Genomic DNA, 15,660 nt, shown 5'->3' on the forward strand with positions numbered 1-15,660 from the left:
GATCAGGAATTTATTCCTATTTTAGAACATTTTGAGTTTAAGAGCAGTTTAACGGAAGTCTGTGAGGACTCCGTAAATGCTCCAAATGGCTAGAGCGCGCAAATAATGACTTGCCCGGAAGGTGCCAAGGGCGGTAATGGCTTCTGGGGTGCGGAATTGCAGTCCATTCTCATAGACTTGTTTAACCACTTGTTCTGTTAGTTTCATCCCTTCTTCTTTCATCCCTAAACGGATTAAGTAGGCCGCTAGACCAAAATTAATCCCGGTCCAAACTTCGAGGGGGTGGGTATCGTTAGGATTCAGGGGACTGCCATCAGGTCTGACACCGTTGGCGGCTCCGAATTGGCCGTTATGAAATTTTAAGAAACAGGCCTCATAGACCTTTTTGAGGGCGGACTCAGCATATTCTGGGGCGACGACATGGGGCAAACCGAGGAGTTGGGCGTAAAATTGCCCACACATTTGGTCGGCCATCACCACATCGGAGTTGCTCTCACTATCAAGGCGGAAATATTCCCCATTCCAGAGTTTTTCGAGGTAAATCGGGCGAGATTGGTCGAGCCATGTTTGATAGGTGCGGATTTCGTCTTCTAAACAGGTGGGGTAATTGGGGGGTTCTAAGGCGGGGTTCTGGGGCGGGTTTTGCTGTAAAATTTGGGCAATGGCGATCGCGGCTTCCAAGGCGGCAATCCACAAACCCCCACAGTAAGCACTCACTCCCCGCAATTGCCAATCATCAAAAGTCTGGTCGGGTGCGCCGGAATTTTCGGGAATGCCATCCCCATCTAAATCAAACCCCTTGAGGTAGTGTAATGTCACCGGAATGGCCGCCCAACATTCCCACAAAAAAGCAATATCCGTTTCTCCCGTCAGTCGATAATCTCGATAAACTTGGAGGACAAAATCGGCGGGTAAATCCTTCCACTGATTGCAGTCTTGATAACTGGTGTAATTGGTTTTTTCCCAAGGATGCTCATTGGGTGCGCCGAGGTCGTGGGGGGTGGCTCCGGTGGCTTTGCGAATGGCGGGGGCTTGATTATAGCCAATGATGCGGGGGGTATCGTCTCCGGTGGGAATGGCTCTCGCAAAGGCTTCTAACACTGCTTTATCCAAGCGGGGGAATAACATCAGGGTGGCAAAAGACCCATATAAACGAACATCTAGGCTTTCATACCAGCGATAGTCCATACATTCCAACAGGCCAAACTGTCCCACCGGGTCGTTTTCCGTGGCCGCTGTCCAGAGGGTGCCACCATCGACTAAGAGATATAACTCGTTGAACAGCGCCATTTTAAACCAGTCGGGCAGGTCAGTTCGTTGGAGGATGGGCTGTTGCCAGTTTTGGATTTTCTCTCGCCAGACATCCCCATGCTTTAAGGCCGTGCGGACAACGGTCCAGGCATTATTCCCCGTGCGGGCGAAAAAGTCGGTATGACGGCGGTAGTAGTTCACTCCCTCGGCAAATTCGGTGACGGGAAAATCCCAAGAGAGGATAAAGGGGATTTTGCGGGTTTTGCCGGGACGCACTGTAAAGCGAATGGCAAAGGCTCCGGCAATTTGTTCACCGGGGGAGGCGGGGGTTTCGTCTTGTTTATCGGGTAGGGAGCCGTCCATGGCGAAATGATCCCAGATTTCGCTACCATCTCCCAAGGGGTTCCAACGGGTATGATAGAAGGCTTCTAGGGTAGGATTGATGATACTGGCGATCGCCATTTGACCTTCCCCTTCCTGTAATTCCTCATGGGGCCGCACCCGATTAAACAAACACCCCACCCGGTAATTATCTGTAATCCACTGGTTATAATTCCCCATACTATCTCCCCATTTGGGTTGATAGTCGTAGACCGGACTCCCATCATCCCGCACGGTAACGGTGGGTTTTTTCACCGCATTGGTAAACCAGCCCACGGTATTCTGCCAAGTCCATAAAATGCTTAAGGTGATGGGTTTATCGGTGGGATTATGCACCGTCCATTCAAAAATCCCCACCGGATAGCTGGATTCTTGATAGCAATTGGGCCAAATGGGGGAAAACTGCTCGCAAATAATCTCACTTTTAAACACCCCTTCATATTTGAACCAACTACGGGGATAGAGGGCGTGATAAGTCCCCTTTTCGGCCGGATACCAACGCCAACGGGAAAGACTACCATCCTGGGGAGCTTCTGTCCCTAAAGCATAAACTTGGGCTTCTTCTCCTTCGGATTGTTCAAAAATACTGAACTGACAAGCGGGCAAACTGCGAAAGATATGTTCTCCTCCGTCCAGGTGCCAGAGATTGAAATCCCCGCGATGGGAACGGCCAATACATCCGGCTCCCAATCCCCCCAAGGGCATCCCATGCCAAGGCCCATCATCTAGGTTACTGGCATAACGCACGGTGTAGGGGTTCTCCCAGCCCAAACCGATGGCGCGTTGCCACGCACAGGAGGGAATTTCTGGGAGGGGGATTTGAAAGTTCATCATGATTAATGGTTCATTTAAACAATTAATAAGTATTTATTCTCAATACTCAATAGAAACTAAGTATTGATACTCAATGAGTGAGGGAGGAAAGGAAAGAGCAAGACTGAACGAGTCCTGCTGTTTTTGGGACATCTGCGTGATCTTCATCACAGGTCTGGCAACTAATCTATCACTGGTTTGCCTTGAGAGCATCACTTTGAGTGTTTATATCTGTCACGAGTTTGTCTTTTTGTTGTCACTGCCCGGATGGGTAATTTGACCAATAGTAAAAGAGTGGCAGCCACGGATCGGGTCTTGTGCTGGTGCTTTGAGGTCTTTAATGAGAAATTCTGGAAAAAATTATGAATCGGGTGTGCTTGCTAGTTTTGGGAATTGTGGGTGGGTTTCTAGGCTTAGATGCTATAGAAACCCAATATCATCGTTTACAAGGATGGGAAAGCCGATTGAGTGAGCTTTCCCTGATGATGATCTCCTCTGAGGGGGAATGGGATGGTTCGGCACCTGTTGAAGGAAAACCTTGGCTTGCACCTGATCGAGGTGGGCCTGATTATAGTTTACCCACCGGGACGCGCTGAGGAAGAGAGGTCAGGACAAGATTTTTGAGTTGGGGAAGATGGCGCTGAAACTGGCTGTAGCCATAGACGGCGCTGAGGTTAACGGAGAGGCACAAAAGCCCTAAACCACTGAGAATAAAGGTAACGGGGGTAACAACTCCGATGGTGAACCAACTGCTGATATGGAGAAAAATCAGCAGGGAAACGGTACAAGCGGCGATCGCACATCGAGTGACCATTTTAGGGCGTTGTGTGACTAGCCAGAAGAGGGTACACCCGGTTAGGGTTAGGTCAAGCGGGATTAAAAAGGCGCAAATCCCCACACAGTAAGTGCGCGAGAGGTCAGCTAAAGTAGAAATAAGTTCGCTCACAAATGATTCCTAGTTGTTTGACGACATTGACACTCCCGTCGCTAAAAGCGAGGGATTCTTGGTTCACCGAGTTTCCTTAACTTGACAGGACGTATCCAACCAAGCCAGAGGGAATCTCTCCCCAAGCGTATTAGTTTCCGTGTGTCCCACGGTACTTAGTCCTCATGGTATAATGTGAAAACAAAAAACAACCCCGTGATTGTCGCAAGGTGAGACAACGATATCCCGAAAGGCATTCAGGAGTAAGCAGACAGCGAGAAGAGTTGGTCAAGTGCATGGCACTCTGTTTAATCCAATCTCGTGGGTTCAACGATTCCCCATAATCTGTAATAATAATTCCCGAGGACGAGGGCCGTCTAATTCCACAAATAACACCGACTGCCACTGACCGAGGGCAAGTTTTCCATTAATCACCGGAATGGTTTCGCTGCTACTGAGAGTCATGGCCATCAGGTGAGAATGGGCGTTTTCGGGTTCCTCGGGGGGAACATCCCGCAAGTGGAGATCATTGTGTAGATAGGCCTCATCGAGGGGAGCCAGTTTCGTGAGATAGGTTTTCAAGTCTGCCCAGAGGCGTTCCTCATTTTCATTAATGGCGATCGCCGTAGTGGTGTGTTGGGAAAAAACCACAATATGCCCCTGATGAATACCGGAATGGGCTAATTTGTCCTTAATGTCTGAGGTGACATCATAGACCTGAATTCCCGCATCCGTTTGAATATCTAGAGTGGTGTTAACGATGTGCATTAAGTTCCGATTCCTTCACGGCTTTGTGTTTGTTTGACAGTCATAGCGTATACTCTGTTAGCCCTTGAGTCTTAAGGCGATTGTATCGCGCCCTGGGTAGAGAACGGTATTTTGGGGTCAGGGATCTTGCTATCTATCCCCTCCCTCGCGAAGAGAGGGAGGGAATGGATAGCAACATTTTTGTTAAATTGACGACATTTGCCGAAAAACGATTGATTTAAAATCAGGTGCTGCATTCTCCCCGCCCACCCTCCAATTCTCTATAGGCAGCGATTCAACCATGACTAAAAACAAGCCCTTTCGGTTCTCCCGTCGTCAAGTGTTACGCGGTTTACTAGCAACGACGGCCTTTGGTGTTACGGCCAAACTGGGAACAGGTTGTACACCCCAAGGCCCTCGTGGTGGGGCCAGCGGGGATGATTTGGTGATTGGCTTTATTTATGTCGGACCGAGGGATGATTTTGGCTACAATCAAGCCCATGCAGAAGGGGCAGCGGCGATCGCACAATTACCCGGCATTAAAATAGTCGAACAGGCCAGCGTCCCGGAAACCACAGAAGTAGAAGAAGCCATGCGCAGTATGATTGAACTAGACGGCGCAAAGGCGATTTTTCCCACCTCTTTCGGCTATTTTGACCCCCACATCCTGAAGATTGCCGAAGAGTTCCCCGAGGTGCAATTCTTCCACGCAGGAGGCCTGTATAAGGAAGGAGAAACCCCCCGCAATGTGGGGAGTTATTTTGGCTATATTGACGAAGCCCAATATATCGCCGGGATAGTGGCTGCTTACACCAGCCAAACGGGAAGACTCGGCTTTGTGGGGGCTAAACCCATCCCCCAACTCCTGCGTAACGTCAACAGCTTTACCCTAGGCGCTCGTACCGTTCAACCGGAGATTACCACCCGCTTGATTTTAACTGGAGATTGGTCGTTACCCGTGAAGGAAGCCGAAGCGGTGAACAGTATGGTAGATCAGGGCATTGATGTTATTACCTGTCATGTAGACAGCCCGAAAATTGTCATTGAAACCGCCGAACGACGGGGGGTGTACTCATCTGGATACCATGCCAATCAAGCCGCTCTCGCTCCCCGAGGCTTCCTCACGGGGGCGGAGTGGGACTGGACAACGGTTTACACCCAATACGCCCAACAACTCCAAGCGGGCAAAACCTTGATGAATGGGGAGATTCCCCATATTGTCCGGGGGGGATTAGAGGCGGGATTCTGGAAACTCTCTCCCTTTGGTCCGGCCGTCAGTGATGAGGCGAAACAAGCGGCAGAGGCGGTTAAGGCGGAATTTGCCCAAGGGTCTAAGCGCATTTATCAAGGGCCTTTACGCAATAATCAAGGGCAGGAAATCCTTGCGGCCGGACAGTCCTATGAGCAAACGGCCGTAGAGTTGGAAACCATGAATTGGTTGGTGGAAGGGGTAGATGGTCGATTAGAAAGTTAGTGATCACAGGGAATAGGCAAGAGGCAAAAGGTAATAATTAGGGCTTGCTGAATAAGTCCGAGAGTTGGGGAATCGGGAGTCGGGAGTCGGGAGTCGGGAGTCGGGAGTCGGGAGTCGGGAGTCGGGAATAGGCAATCGTGCCAGTTTTAGATGATCTGTTCCCTGTTAAGAGTTCCCTGTTCCCTTGTTGAGCCTAGCATAGGCGTGTTATTCAGCAGACCCTAATTATCAATTATCAATTCCCCCTCTCCCTGTTCCCTATTTCCTAGCCCACTGACTGGTATTAAACCATCAATTACTCCCCTTTTTTGAGAGGTAAACGCAGGGTGAATAGACTCCCTTGATCTACATGGCTTTGGACTTGGATAGACCCTTGATGACTGTGGGCGATCGCCTGAGCAATGGCTAACCCTAAACCTGCACCGCCTGTATGTCGCGCCCGGTCTTGAGCTACTCGATAGAAACGCCCAAAAATTTTCGACTGTTCCCCAAGGGGGATCCCAATGCCTGTATCCTGTACCGTAATCACCGCCTCCTGTTCGCTACGGGCTAAAGTGACTGTGATCATGCCTCCTGGGGGGGTGTAGTGGATGGCATTAGTCAAAAGATTCGCCAAGAGACGATAAAGCTGTTCTTCATTGCCCAACATCTTGAGGATTTCAGAGGGATAATAGGCTGTTAAGGTCAGATCGGCTGCGATCGCCAACGCAGAAAATTCCTCCAGCAAATCCTCCATCAACACATTTAAACAGCAGGACTCCCGAGCCGGAGTTTGATTTAAGTCCAGTCGCGATAGTAATAGTAGATCCTGAACCAGATGGGTCAGACGGTTATTTTGCCGTTCAATCACCCGCAACGTTTGGCGCACATCCGACTCTGAAAGTTTGGGTTCATCGAGGGTAAATTCTACCGTCGAACGAATAGCCGCGAGGGGCGTGCGTAACTCATGGGCAGCATCGGCGGTGAACTGTTGGATCTGCCGATAGGCTTGGTAGGCGGGACGCATCGCTAAACCCGATAACCACCAACTCGAACCCACCACCAAAATCATCGTCGTCGGTAAAATCACCATTAATTGCCACCGCAATCTGGTTAAATGGGCTTCATATTCAGAGAGCGATCGCCCCACTTGGATATAGCCCCAAGATTGGTGATTTTGGGTTTTAAGAAATAACGAAATTTCTCGATAACGTTCCCCCTGTGCATCTTGCAGCGTTTGCCAAGGGGTATGGTCCGGGGGCATAGTCGCCCGGAGATTCTCTGGTATAGATCCTGCGATCGCCAAAACACGACCCCCAGGATCCACGAAACGCACATAGTAATCCTCCTGCTGAATCACCCCTGCAATATGGCGTTCCCCCGACGACTCAGGCGGACACACTCGACCATTCACACAAACTACACCGGGGAGAAAATAGCCCACAATCGGTTCAACCTGACCCACCTCTTTCAAAGCAGGCTCAATTCCATCATGAAGTGTTCCCGCAACTGTCGCTAATTTAAGATTTAGAGACTGCCATTGATCACGGGCAATTAATTCATAAACACTCACCCCGCAAACGAGCAAAATTAACCCCATTGTGGCTGCATATAACCCAGCCCAACGCTTACGAGTGGTCAAAAATGCCGAATTATCATTCATAGTCCGTCGCGCAATTCAGACGATAGCCGATGCCATGCACCGTTTCAATCAAGCCCTCACAACCTGCATCCAACAATTTACGCCGCAGAAGTCGGATCTGAGCCGGAACGACATTACTCATCGGCGTTGCGTCCATTGCCCACACCTGATTCATGATCTGATCACGGCTCAAAATTTGACTGGGATGCTGCATAAAATATTCTAAAAGTTGGAATTCCTTGGTGGTCAATGTTAAGGCTTTGGCTTGGGGAGGGTGATGAATTGTAATGGTAAAGGTTCTGTAATCAAGGGTGAGTTTGCCAACCGTTAATTGGCTAGGTTGTAGATGGGGCGAGCGCCGTTGTAATGCCCGAATTCTGGCTAACAATTCCGCATTACTAAAGGGTTTGACGAGATAATCATCTGCCCCGGCATCTAAACCCTTTACCCGATCTTCAATGCGGTCTTTAGCGGTCAACATGAGGACGGGTAATGTCTTTTGGGTGGCTCTTAATTTTTGACAAAGTTCTAAACCGGATAAACGGGGTAATAACCAATCAAAAACCCCCACAGTGTATTGTGTCCAAGGCTGTTGTAAACACTCCCAAGCTGTTGCGCCATCCATGACCCAATCGACAATATATTTTTCCCGTAACAGGGTTCGTTCAATGATTGCGCCTAAATCGGGTTCATCTTCGACTAATAAAATTCGCATCGCTGGTTTGATTTCATTCTGATTTCATAATTGACTGATATCATCCCCAACAACAGTGTAAATCATCCTTAAGGCACAACTCCCATGCGTTCCAGTCCTTCCGTTTCCCGACTTTTGACTGGCTCTCTGCTCGGCCTCATGGTGCTGTCACTCCCTACCCTGGGGGTCGCTCATGTTGGTCATGATCATGGGGCAGAGTTTCAGTCAGGCACGAGTCAGCCCGCTAGTGGTGTTCGAGTTGATAATGTAACAGCAGAACGGCTGGGTATTCAAATGGAACCTGTGGGGAGGCGATCGCTCAATGTCGGGATTCGGACGACGGGGGAAGTGGTCACTCAGCCGGATCAAATGGTGATGGTCAATGCGCCGATCAATGGCACAGTGATGGAACTATTGGTACAGCCCGGGGATCGGGTGCGCAAAGGACAGGCACTGGCTCGGATCATTGCTCCAGAATTGATTGAACTGCGGGTATCGTCCCAGAGTAATCGGGTTGGGGTAGAGGCAGAGCTACGAGCAGCGCAGGCCAATCTCACCTTAGCACGGCGTAACTACGAGCGACAGGTGGCAATGGCAGAGGCAGAAATCACGGCGGCTCAACAGCAGATGAACCAAGCGCAGGAACGGTTTCGGCAAGACCAGTTTCTCGCTGAGGCAGGGGCGATCGCCCGTCAACAACTCTTAGACTCTGAATCCCACTTAGCGACAATCCGTAGCCAACTCACCCGCGCAGAAAGTCGTCAGGCGGTACTAGAAGCCCAGGCCGAGTTAGAGCGATCGCAAGTCGCCGTCGAAGCGGCCCAATCCCGTCTCCAACTGAGTTCCGCCACCTATCAAGCGCGTTTACAACAACTCAACAGTACCGCCACAGAGCAGGGATTAGTGACCATCTCCGCCCCCATTGCTGGACAGGTGGCTGAACGTCCCGTTACCCTCGGAGAGGCCGTCGAAGCCGCCACTACGCCGATTGTTAGCATTGTGAATGGCGATCGCCTGCGCATTACCGCCAACGTCCATGAAAAAGACCTCGCCCAAGTGGTCAAAGGGCAGTCGGTGCGGGCGAGAGTGAACAGCCTACCTGACCGCATCTTTACCGGACGGGTCGTAACCATAGGCGCAAAGGTCGATGGTGAAACCCGGGTCATTCCCGTGACCGCCGAATTAGAGAATGCTGCGCCCTTAAAACCGGGTATGTTTGCCGAACTGGAAATTTTAACCGCTCGTACCCCTGAGAGGGTGCTGACTATTCCCGCCAGTGCCTTGGTGGATGCTGACGGTCGCCATCTGGTATTTGTCCAAAATGGCAGCGCCTTTGAGCCAGTGGAAATTAACATCGGTCGTCGTGACGGAAACCAAGTCGAAATTGAGAGCGGTTTATTTGAAGGCGATTATGTGGTGGTGCAAGGGGCCTTGCAACTCTACGCTCAGTCCTTGCTGGGTGGCGGTAAGACACAACCCTCCGCAGAAGCAGAACTTGATGCCCCTGAAAATGCCCCATCCGTTCCCAATTGGGGCTGGGGTTTAGGGGGGTTGGCGATCGCCCTCATTGCCTTCTCCCTCGGTCGTCGTTCCCGTCCTGAAGTGATGGGACTGAATCACTACCCCCTTGATCCCGCGCCGGATCTCGCCCTCACCACCAGCCACCACGAGGCCATCCCGACCGAAGTCGATTACAACCGCTCCTAAACCCCCTTCGATCTCGTTCACTGCTGCCCATGCTCAACGCAATTCTCAAATGGTCGATCGCCCGACGCTGGATTGTCCTGATCGCCACTGTTCTAATCACCCTCTACGGTCTGCGCACCCTCGGCACAATGTCCTTGGATGTCTTTCCCAGCTTTGCCCCGCCCCAAGTCGAAATTCAAGCGGAAGCCCCCGGTTTAGCTCCAGAAGAGATAGAGTCCTTAGTGACACTACCCATTGAGAGCGTTGTTAATGGAACTCCGGGCGTGACGGCGGTGCGCTCTACCTCCGTCCCAGGCGCAGCAGCCGTGCGAATCGTCTTTAGCTGGGATACCGATATCTACCAAGCGCGTCAGCTAATCACCGAGCGGTTACAACAGGCTCAAGCCCGCCTCCCCGATGGCGTAGAAGCACCTCAGCTGGCCCCCCTTAACTCCCCCCTCGGCATCGTGTTGGAATACGCTTTCACCGCGAAAACAACGCCCCTGATGGAAGTACGGCAGTTGGTTGATCGGCAAGTGACCAACCGACTCCTAGCCGTCCCAGGCGTAACCCAAATCATCACCTTCGGCGGCGAAGAGCGACAGTATCAGGTCTTAGTAGACCCCGCGAAACTTAACGCCTTTGGCATCACCCTAGCGGAAGTTAGCGCCGCCGCGGCCGCCGCCAACCAAAACGGGGCGGGGGGCTACTTGATCGATGCCGACCAAGAACTTCTGATTCGCGGCATTGGTCGCCTGGAAACCATCGAAGATTTGCAGCGCTCTGTGGTGACGGCGCGGCAGGGAACACCTGTGCTATTGCAAGACGTGGCCACGGTGACAATTGGACCAGCCCTCAAGCGAGGGGATGGCAGCCTCAATGGTCAACCCGCCCTCGTGATGTTAATTAACAAACAGCCTCTGGCAGACACACTGACAGTTACCCAACAAATCGAAGCTGCCCTAGAAGAAGTTCGTCCCAGCCTGCCTGAAGATGTCACCATTACCCGCACCTTTCGTCAGGCTGACTTTATTGAGGCTTCAATTCACAATGTACGGGACTCCCTACGGGACGGGGTGTTGATTGTGTCGGTGATTTTGCTGCTGTTTCTCATGAACTGGCGCACGGCGGCGATTACCCTCAGCGCAATTCCCCTGTCCATGCTGATCTGCCTGATCTTGTTGCACTGGCTCGGTCTAAGCGTTAACACCATGACCCTTGGGGGTCTAGCGGTTGCCATTGGCTCAGTGGTAGATGATTCCATTGTGGATATGGAGAACTGCTATCGAGGGCTACGCCGTAACCGTCAATTGGGCAACCCCAAGCATCCCTTTCAAGTGGTCTATGATACCTCGGTGGAAGTGCGCACCAGTGTCCTTTTTTCTACGGTGATCATCGCCGTGATTTTTGCGCCGATTTTTAGCTTGAGCGGGGTGGAGGGGCGCATTTTTGCCCCTATGGGCATCGCCTACCTTGTGGCTATTTTTGCCTCTACTCTGGTGGCACTGACCCTCTCCCCAGCCCTCTGTGCGTTTTTATTGGCCTATGCTCCCCTACCAGAGGATGATACTTGGGTGTCCCGTTGGAGTCAGAAACTCTATCAGCCTGCTCTAGGGTTGGCTCTGGGGAATTCTCGGCTCGTGCTATTGGTGGCACTCGGAACACTGGTGGCATCCTTGGCTATTGTGCCGGGTCTTGGGCGAGTGTTTTTACCGGAGTTTCAGGAGCGATCGCTGGTGGCTTCCATGAATCTATTCCCCGGCAGTTCCTTGGCGGCGACTAATCGGGCTGGATTAGCGGTGCAGGATGCTCTGAAGGATGACCCACGCTTTGAAACGATTCAAATGCGCTCGGGTCGTTCCCCAGGGGATCCCCATATCGTCGGCTCTAACTTTGCGGAGTTGGATATCGAACTGAGTGATCTGGGGATGCTAGATCGAGAGGATACCCTAGAAGCCTTGCGGGCGGAGTTGGAAAAACTTCCGGGAGCTCCCACCAGTGTGGGGGGCTTTATCTCCCACCGCATGGATGAGGTGTTGTCGGGGGTGCGTAGTGCGATCGCCGTTAAAATTTTTGGCCCCGACCTAGCCGAACTGCGCCGCTTGGGTACGGCCGTCACCGAGATCATGGCGAATGTCGAAGGGGTGGTTGACCTACAGCTTGCGCCCCAGCTACCCGTGCGTCAAGTTCAGATACACTTTGACCGAGATGCCTCCGCCCGCTATGGTCTAACCATCAGTACCCTAGCCGAAACCATCGAAACCGCACTGAATGGGCGTGTGGTTTCCCAGGTGCTAGAAAATCAGCAGCTTTTTGACTTAGTGGTGTGGTTTGACCCTAACGCTCGCCAAGACCTTGACAGTCTGCGCAACCTGTTAATCGATACCCCTAACGGACAACGCATTCCCTTAGCACAACTGGCTCAGGTGGACTATGGCACTGGCCCCAACTCCATCAGTCGAGAGAATGTGTCGCGGTTAATTGTCGTCTCGTCCAATGTGGCTGACCGCGATCTGGGTTCGGTGATTGCTGATATTCAAACCCAAGTCCGTCAGCAGATTACGCTGCCATCGGGCTATTTCATCCAGTATGGCGGTCAGTTTGAGTCGGAGCAACGAGCCACCCAAAACCTGCTGATGTTCGGGGCGTTGGCACTGGTGGTCATTTCTGTGCTGATGTATTTTACGGTCAAGTCAGTTCCAGCAACGGTGATGATTATGTTGAATCTGCCTTTGGCCATCGTGGGGGGGATGTTCTCGGTGGCGATTAGCGGCGGTGTGCTTTCAGTGGCATCATTAGTCGGATTTATTACCCTGTTCGGGGTAGCGGTACGCAATGGCTTGCTCTTGGTCGATAACTATAACCAAAAGCTGGCGATGGGTATGTCTCTCCCTCATGTTCTCTCTACAGGGTCAATGGAACGGCTCAATGCTATCTTAATGACCGCGTTCACCTCGGCTCTGGGGATGCTGCCTTTAGTCATCAATGCTGGTCCAGGTCGGGAAATCTTACAACCTCTAGCGGTGGTGGTTTTAGGGGGATTGTTCACCTCCACAGCCCTGACTTTAATGGTACTACCATCCCTCTATGCAGAGTTTGGTCGCTATTTGCTGCCGACGACCCGTTATAACACCATTCAAGTGGAGGCTGAAATAGAAAGGCCAAACCAACCCATTCATCCCACCTAATGTCGGGATATTTCTGTTTTTTATACCTTTTTTCTAACTTTTGGAGATAGTTTATGAATTCTCGGTTTTGCCAAGCTCTTTTGATTACTGGAGTTGTCGCCCTAACGGCCTGCGGTAATGCCAACATGGTCACGGATTCTAATGACACGGTTGAAGCAAATTCAACTGCAACACCTTCAACTGAAACAACTGCGGCGGAGGCCCCCACCCCTGATCACAGCGTTCCTAGCTTTGGCGGTCAAGTGGTGGAAACTGGTGCTTATCATTTTGAGTTAGTCCCGGTGCCTGAAGCCAATGGGATTCACTTGGATCTGTATTTACAAACGGGTGATACCCATGAAGCGATCGCCGATGCCCAGGTGGTGGCTCAGGTACAGCTTCCTGATGGTACGTTCAAAGAAATTCCCATGGAATATGATGTTGCTGGGGAACATTTCTTTGCGTTTTTCCCAACTTCGGGAACTGGGGAATACAAAACCGTGATTCAGACGGATATCCAAGGGGAGAAAGTCAACGCTCGGTTCAGTTTTTCCAAATAAATGGCTCTTTGTCCAAAAATGGCGACGCACTCCCCCACCTCGCGCTCTCCCAGGTGGGGAGTGCTTCGTGAGCCACTTCTGCACGGTATTTTCATGTTTTCCGGCAGAGAATGCGATCGCACTGACCGTTCAAGCATTTTCTACAAACTACCAGTCAAAACCCCCCAAAATTATTGTAATCTGGGAGAACAGGAATCCAGCCTCCTTTGACTTTAAACGGGGTAGGACTTGCTGATATTTCTGGAGTCGGCGATAGTCCTTTTCGGTGGGTTGTGGGATGCGGCTAATGTCCATATTGTCGGTCATATCGGCGATTTTGACTCCTAGGGCGATCGCATTTTCCATCACACGCTGTAAATACTGCTCATAGTCTTCTCCCGGTCGTTTGGTAATAGCATCCAAGGCTTGAATCACCGGGTCAGAAAACCCTAAATCCCTTAACTGGTCTAGGGTCAAGTCGGAATCCTCAACCGCATCATGTAACACACCAACGATTTTTTCCTCCAGTGAGGGAAGGGCGGCCATCACCCGTAAAGGATGGTCAATATAGGGTTTTCCGGCCTTATCCACCTGTCCAGCATGACATTGTTTGGCCAAGGCGATCGCGTTTTCCAGCCCAGAATCTTTACTCATTCGTACCCTCAAAATCATCTTTGTCTATACTGAAGTTAATCGGTTTAACCGTCCAGAAGTAGACCCCGCACCATCCTTTACGGCACATCATTCAACCTAGGGGGAAAAGCCGCCGTGACCAAAAAAATCGTCGAAAATCAATACTTACAAGAAGTTCTCGAAGAACAGCAACAACTCGATCGTCAACTCAACAAAAGAGCGCGTAGATCCCCTCCCCCTCCCCCACCACAAGCTGCCCCGAAACCCGGTGCGCCAACCGTTGAGCCAACCGATGAATTATTTGCGATCGCCGAAGAACCTCTATTGAGTCAACCCTCTCCCAGTACCCCCCCTCCCCTCAACATGGACAAAACTCCTAGCCGTGCCATTGATTACAAAGTCGTCGGTTTTTTATGGTGGAAAAGTGTCATTGTTCCCCCCAATGCCTACGTCATCCATACCCGCCGAGGTCATAGCCAACCCATCCATCTCGGACGAGGAATTTCCTTCCGTTTTAATCCCCTGACTGACGCTTTTTTAGTCATTCCTTCCGCCGTCCAAACGATTTTAATTAACGCCCGATGTATTTGTTTAGAAAAACAAGGAATTTTAGTTCAAGCCTATGTTCAGTGGATTATTGACGACCTTCAAACCGCTTACTGGAAACTCGATTTTTCCGACCCCGAAGATCCGATGGGCATTGTTAATCTACAACTCCGAGAACAAGCCGAAGCCGCCATTAAAGACAAAGTAGCGACCCTCAGTATTGATGAAGTTTTAAGCGACAAACAGCCCATCATCGAAGAGTTAACCTATCGTTTACGAACCGTGGCAGAAGGGAGCGCCGAAGATGGGGGAAACGCCCAAGGTTTAGGCTTAAAAATCGTCACCGTTCAGATTAAAGATGCTGTAGTTAGCTCTACCACATTATGGGAAAATTTGCAAGTTCCTTTTCGGTCAGAACGGCAAAAACTCGCCCGTTTAGCCGAACTAGAAAATGAGCAAGTTGTCAATGATTTAGAGCGAGAAAACCGACTGAGGAACGAGCGCGCAGATTTAGAAGTAACCAGTCAATTAGAGCAACTCAAAGCGGAGCAAGAACAAGCCCAATATAATCGCGAATATGCCGAACGAAATCGCCGTCAACAGATGGAAGAAACAGCCGCACGTCAAAAGCTGGCGGAAGAAAATGCTACCGCACAAGTGCGTCAGGAAGGGGAGTTAGAATTAGCCTTACAAGCATTAGCCTTAGAACAGCGTCGTCTGACGGCAGAAATGGAAAAATTGCGCCAACAAATGCAGTTAGATGCACTACAATCTGAACAAAATCGCGCTTTATTGACCACAGAATTAGAACTGGCTCAAATGCGAGATTTTGCCCAAGTTCAAGCGGCACAACGACAGTTAGAATTAGAACGACAACGGAGGGCGATTGAAAATGATCTCTCAGAAGCGCATCTCAAAGCCCGACTCATTGCGGAATTACCGAGTATTGCCGAAAATCTCCCCGCTCCCAATCAACAAAATATGACCATAATTAGTACCGATGGACAAGAAACGGCTGCTAATTCGTTATTGAGTTTTTTGTCAACGGTTTTGAGTTTATTTCCAAGTCAAAACCCGGAAGACTAAACCATTACCCCTCGTAGGTTTCTATCTCTCGTAGGTTGGGTGAAGCGAAAGCATAACCCAACAAAGCACTAGGTTGGGTGAAGCGAAAGCATAACCC

Annotated in this window: 12 protein-coding genes and 1 pseudogene; 6 read left to right on the forward strand and 7 right to left on the reverse strand. The window is 50.7% G+C overall.

Annotated elements, in window-relative coordinates:
• Positions 1 to 48: 48 nt before the first annotated feature.
• On the reverse strand, positions 49 to 2,463 hold the full coding sequence (locus tag SPI9445_RS0104100; protein ID WP_026079516.1) for a GH116 family glycosyl hydrolase: 2,415 nt from the start codon (positions 2,461 to 2,463) through the stop codon (positions 49 to 51).
• A 344-nt stretch (positions 2,464 to 2,807) separates the two neighbouring features.
• Here SPI9445_RS0104100 and SPI9445_RS0104105 point away from each other — a divergent pair, with 344 nt between their 5' ends.
• Complete coding sequence (locus tag SPI9445_RS0104105) at positions 2,808 to 3,041, forward strand: hypothetical protein (protein WP_017303455.1); 234 nt, start codon at positions 2,808 to 2,810, stop codon at positions 3,039 to 3,041.
• Here the strand turns inward: SPI9445_RS0104105 and SPI9445_RS29510 are convergent.
• The 3 genes and pseudogenes from SPI9445_RS29510 to SPI9445_RS0104110 all read right to left on the reverse strand — a co-directional run bounded on the left by SPI9445_RS29510 (position 3,014) and on the right by SPI9445_RS0104110 (position 4,138).
• Positions 3,014 to 3,391 (reverse strand): hypothetical protein, encoded by a 378-nt coding sequence (locus SPI9445_RS29510; protein ID WP_071525255.1) that lies wholly within the window; start codon positions 3,389 to 3,391, stop codon positions 3,014 to 3,016. The genes SPI9445_RS0104105 and SPI9445_RS29510 overlap by 28 nt on opposite strands.
• Before the next feature lie 63 nt (positions 3,392 to 3,454).
• Positions 3,455 to 3,553, reverse strand: a pseudogene (locus SPI9445_RS31930) (RNA-guided endonuclease InsQ/TnpB family protein); the annotation flags it as partial.
• 144 nt (positions 3,554 to 3,697) lie between these two features.
• Positions 3,698 to 4,138, reverse strand: a complete 441-nt coding sequence (locus SPI9445_RS0104110; RefSeq protein ID WP_017303456.1) for a secondary thiamine-phosphate synthase enzyme YjbQ — start codon at positions 4,136 to 4,138, stop codon at positions 3,698 to 3,700.
• Between the two features lie 280 nt (positions 4,139 to 4,418).
• Here SPI9445_RS0104110 and SPI9445_RS0104115 point away from each other — a divergent pair, with 280 nt between their 5' ends.
• On the forward strand, positions 4,419 to 5,591 hold the full coding sequence (locus SPI9445_RS0104115) for a BMP family ABC transporter substrate-binding protein (protein ID WP_017303457.1): 1,173 nt from the start codon (positions 4,419 to 4,421) through the stop codon (positions 5,589 to 5,591).
• 295 nt (positions 5,592 to 5,886) lie between these two features.
• Here SPI9445_RS0104115 and rppB read toward each other — a convergent pair whose 3' ends face one another.
• Both rppB and rppA read right to left on the reverse strand, forming a co-directional pair.
• Positions 5,887 to 7,233: a two-component system sensor histidine kinase RppB gene (gene rppB, locus SPI9445_RS0104120; protein ID WP_017303458.1), complete on the reverse strand. Its 1,347-nt coding sequence runs from the start codon at positions 7,231 to 7,233 to the stop codon at positions 5,887 to 5,889.
• Entirely contained in the window at positions 7,226 to 7,927 is a 702-nt protein-coding gene (gene rppA / locus SPI9445_RS0104125) for a two-component system response regulator RppA (RefSeq protein WP_017303459.1), read from the reverse strand. Before rppA ends, rppB begins: the two co-directional genes overlap by 8 nt.
• An 84-nt stretch (positions 7,928 to 8,011) precedes the next feature.
• On the opposite strand from rppA, the gene SPI9445_RS24290 reads away from it, so the two are divergent.
• Genes SPI9445_RS24290 through SPI9445_RS0104140 form a run of 3 tightly spaced genes read left to right on the forward strand, consistent with a single transcriptional unit; the run spans position 8,012 to position 13,319 of the window.
• The gene (locus tag SPI9445_RS24290) at positions 8,012 to 9,613 is read left to right on the forward strand and encodes an efflux RND transporter periplasmic adaptor subunit (protein WP_017303460.1); all 1,602 of its coding nucleotides are present in this window, start codon (positions 8,012 to 8,014) and stop codon (positions 9,611 to 9,613) included.
• A gap of 29 nt (positions 9,614 to 9,642) precedes the next feature.
• Positions 9,643 to 12,780: an efflux RND transporter permease subunit gene (locus tag SPI9445_RS0104135; protein WP_017303461.1), complete on the forward strand. Its 3,138-nt coding sequence runs from the start codon at positions 9,643 to 9,645 to the stop codon at positions 12,778 to 12,780.
• Between the two features lie 53 nt (positions 12,781 to 12,833).
• Positions 12,834 to 13,319, forward strand: coding sequence for a hypothetical protein (locus SPI9445_RS0104140; protein WP_017303462.1), 486 nt, complete (start codon positions 12,834 to 12,836; stop codon positions 13,317 to 13,319).
• 147 nt (positions 13,320 to 13,466) lie between these two features.
• On the opposite strand, the gene SPI9445_RS0104145 is transcribed toward SPI9445_RS0104140, so the two are convergent.
• On the reverse strand, positions 13,467 to 13,952 hold the full coding sequence (locus tag SPI9445_RS0104145; protein ID WP_017303463.1) for an HD domain-containing protein: 486 nt from the start codon (positions 13,950 to 13,952) through the stop codon (positions 13,467 to 13,469).
• Positions 13,953 to 14,066: 114 nt separating this feature from the next.
• Between SPI9445_RS0104145 and SPI9445_RS0104150 the strand changes: the two genes are divergently transcribed.
• Positions 14,067 to 15,563, forward strand: coding sequence for an SPFH domain-containing protein (locus tag SPI9445_RS0104150; RefSeq protein ID WP_017303464.1), 1,497 nt, complete (start codon positions 14,067 to 14,069; stop codon positions 15,561 to 15,563).
• Positions 15,564 to 15,660: the final 97 nt, after the last annotated feature.

Source organism: Spirulina subsalsa PCC 9445, from assembly GCF_000314005.1.
Lineage (GTDB): Bacteria > Cyanobacteriota > Cyanobacteriia > Cyanobacteriales > Spirulinaceae > Spirulina_A > Spirulina_A subsalsa.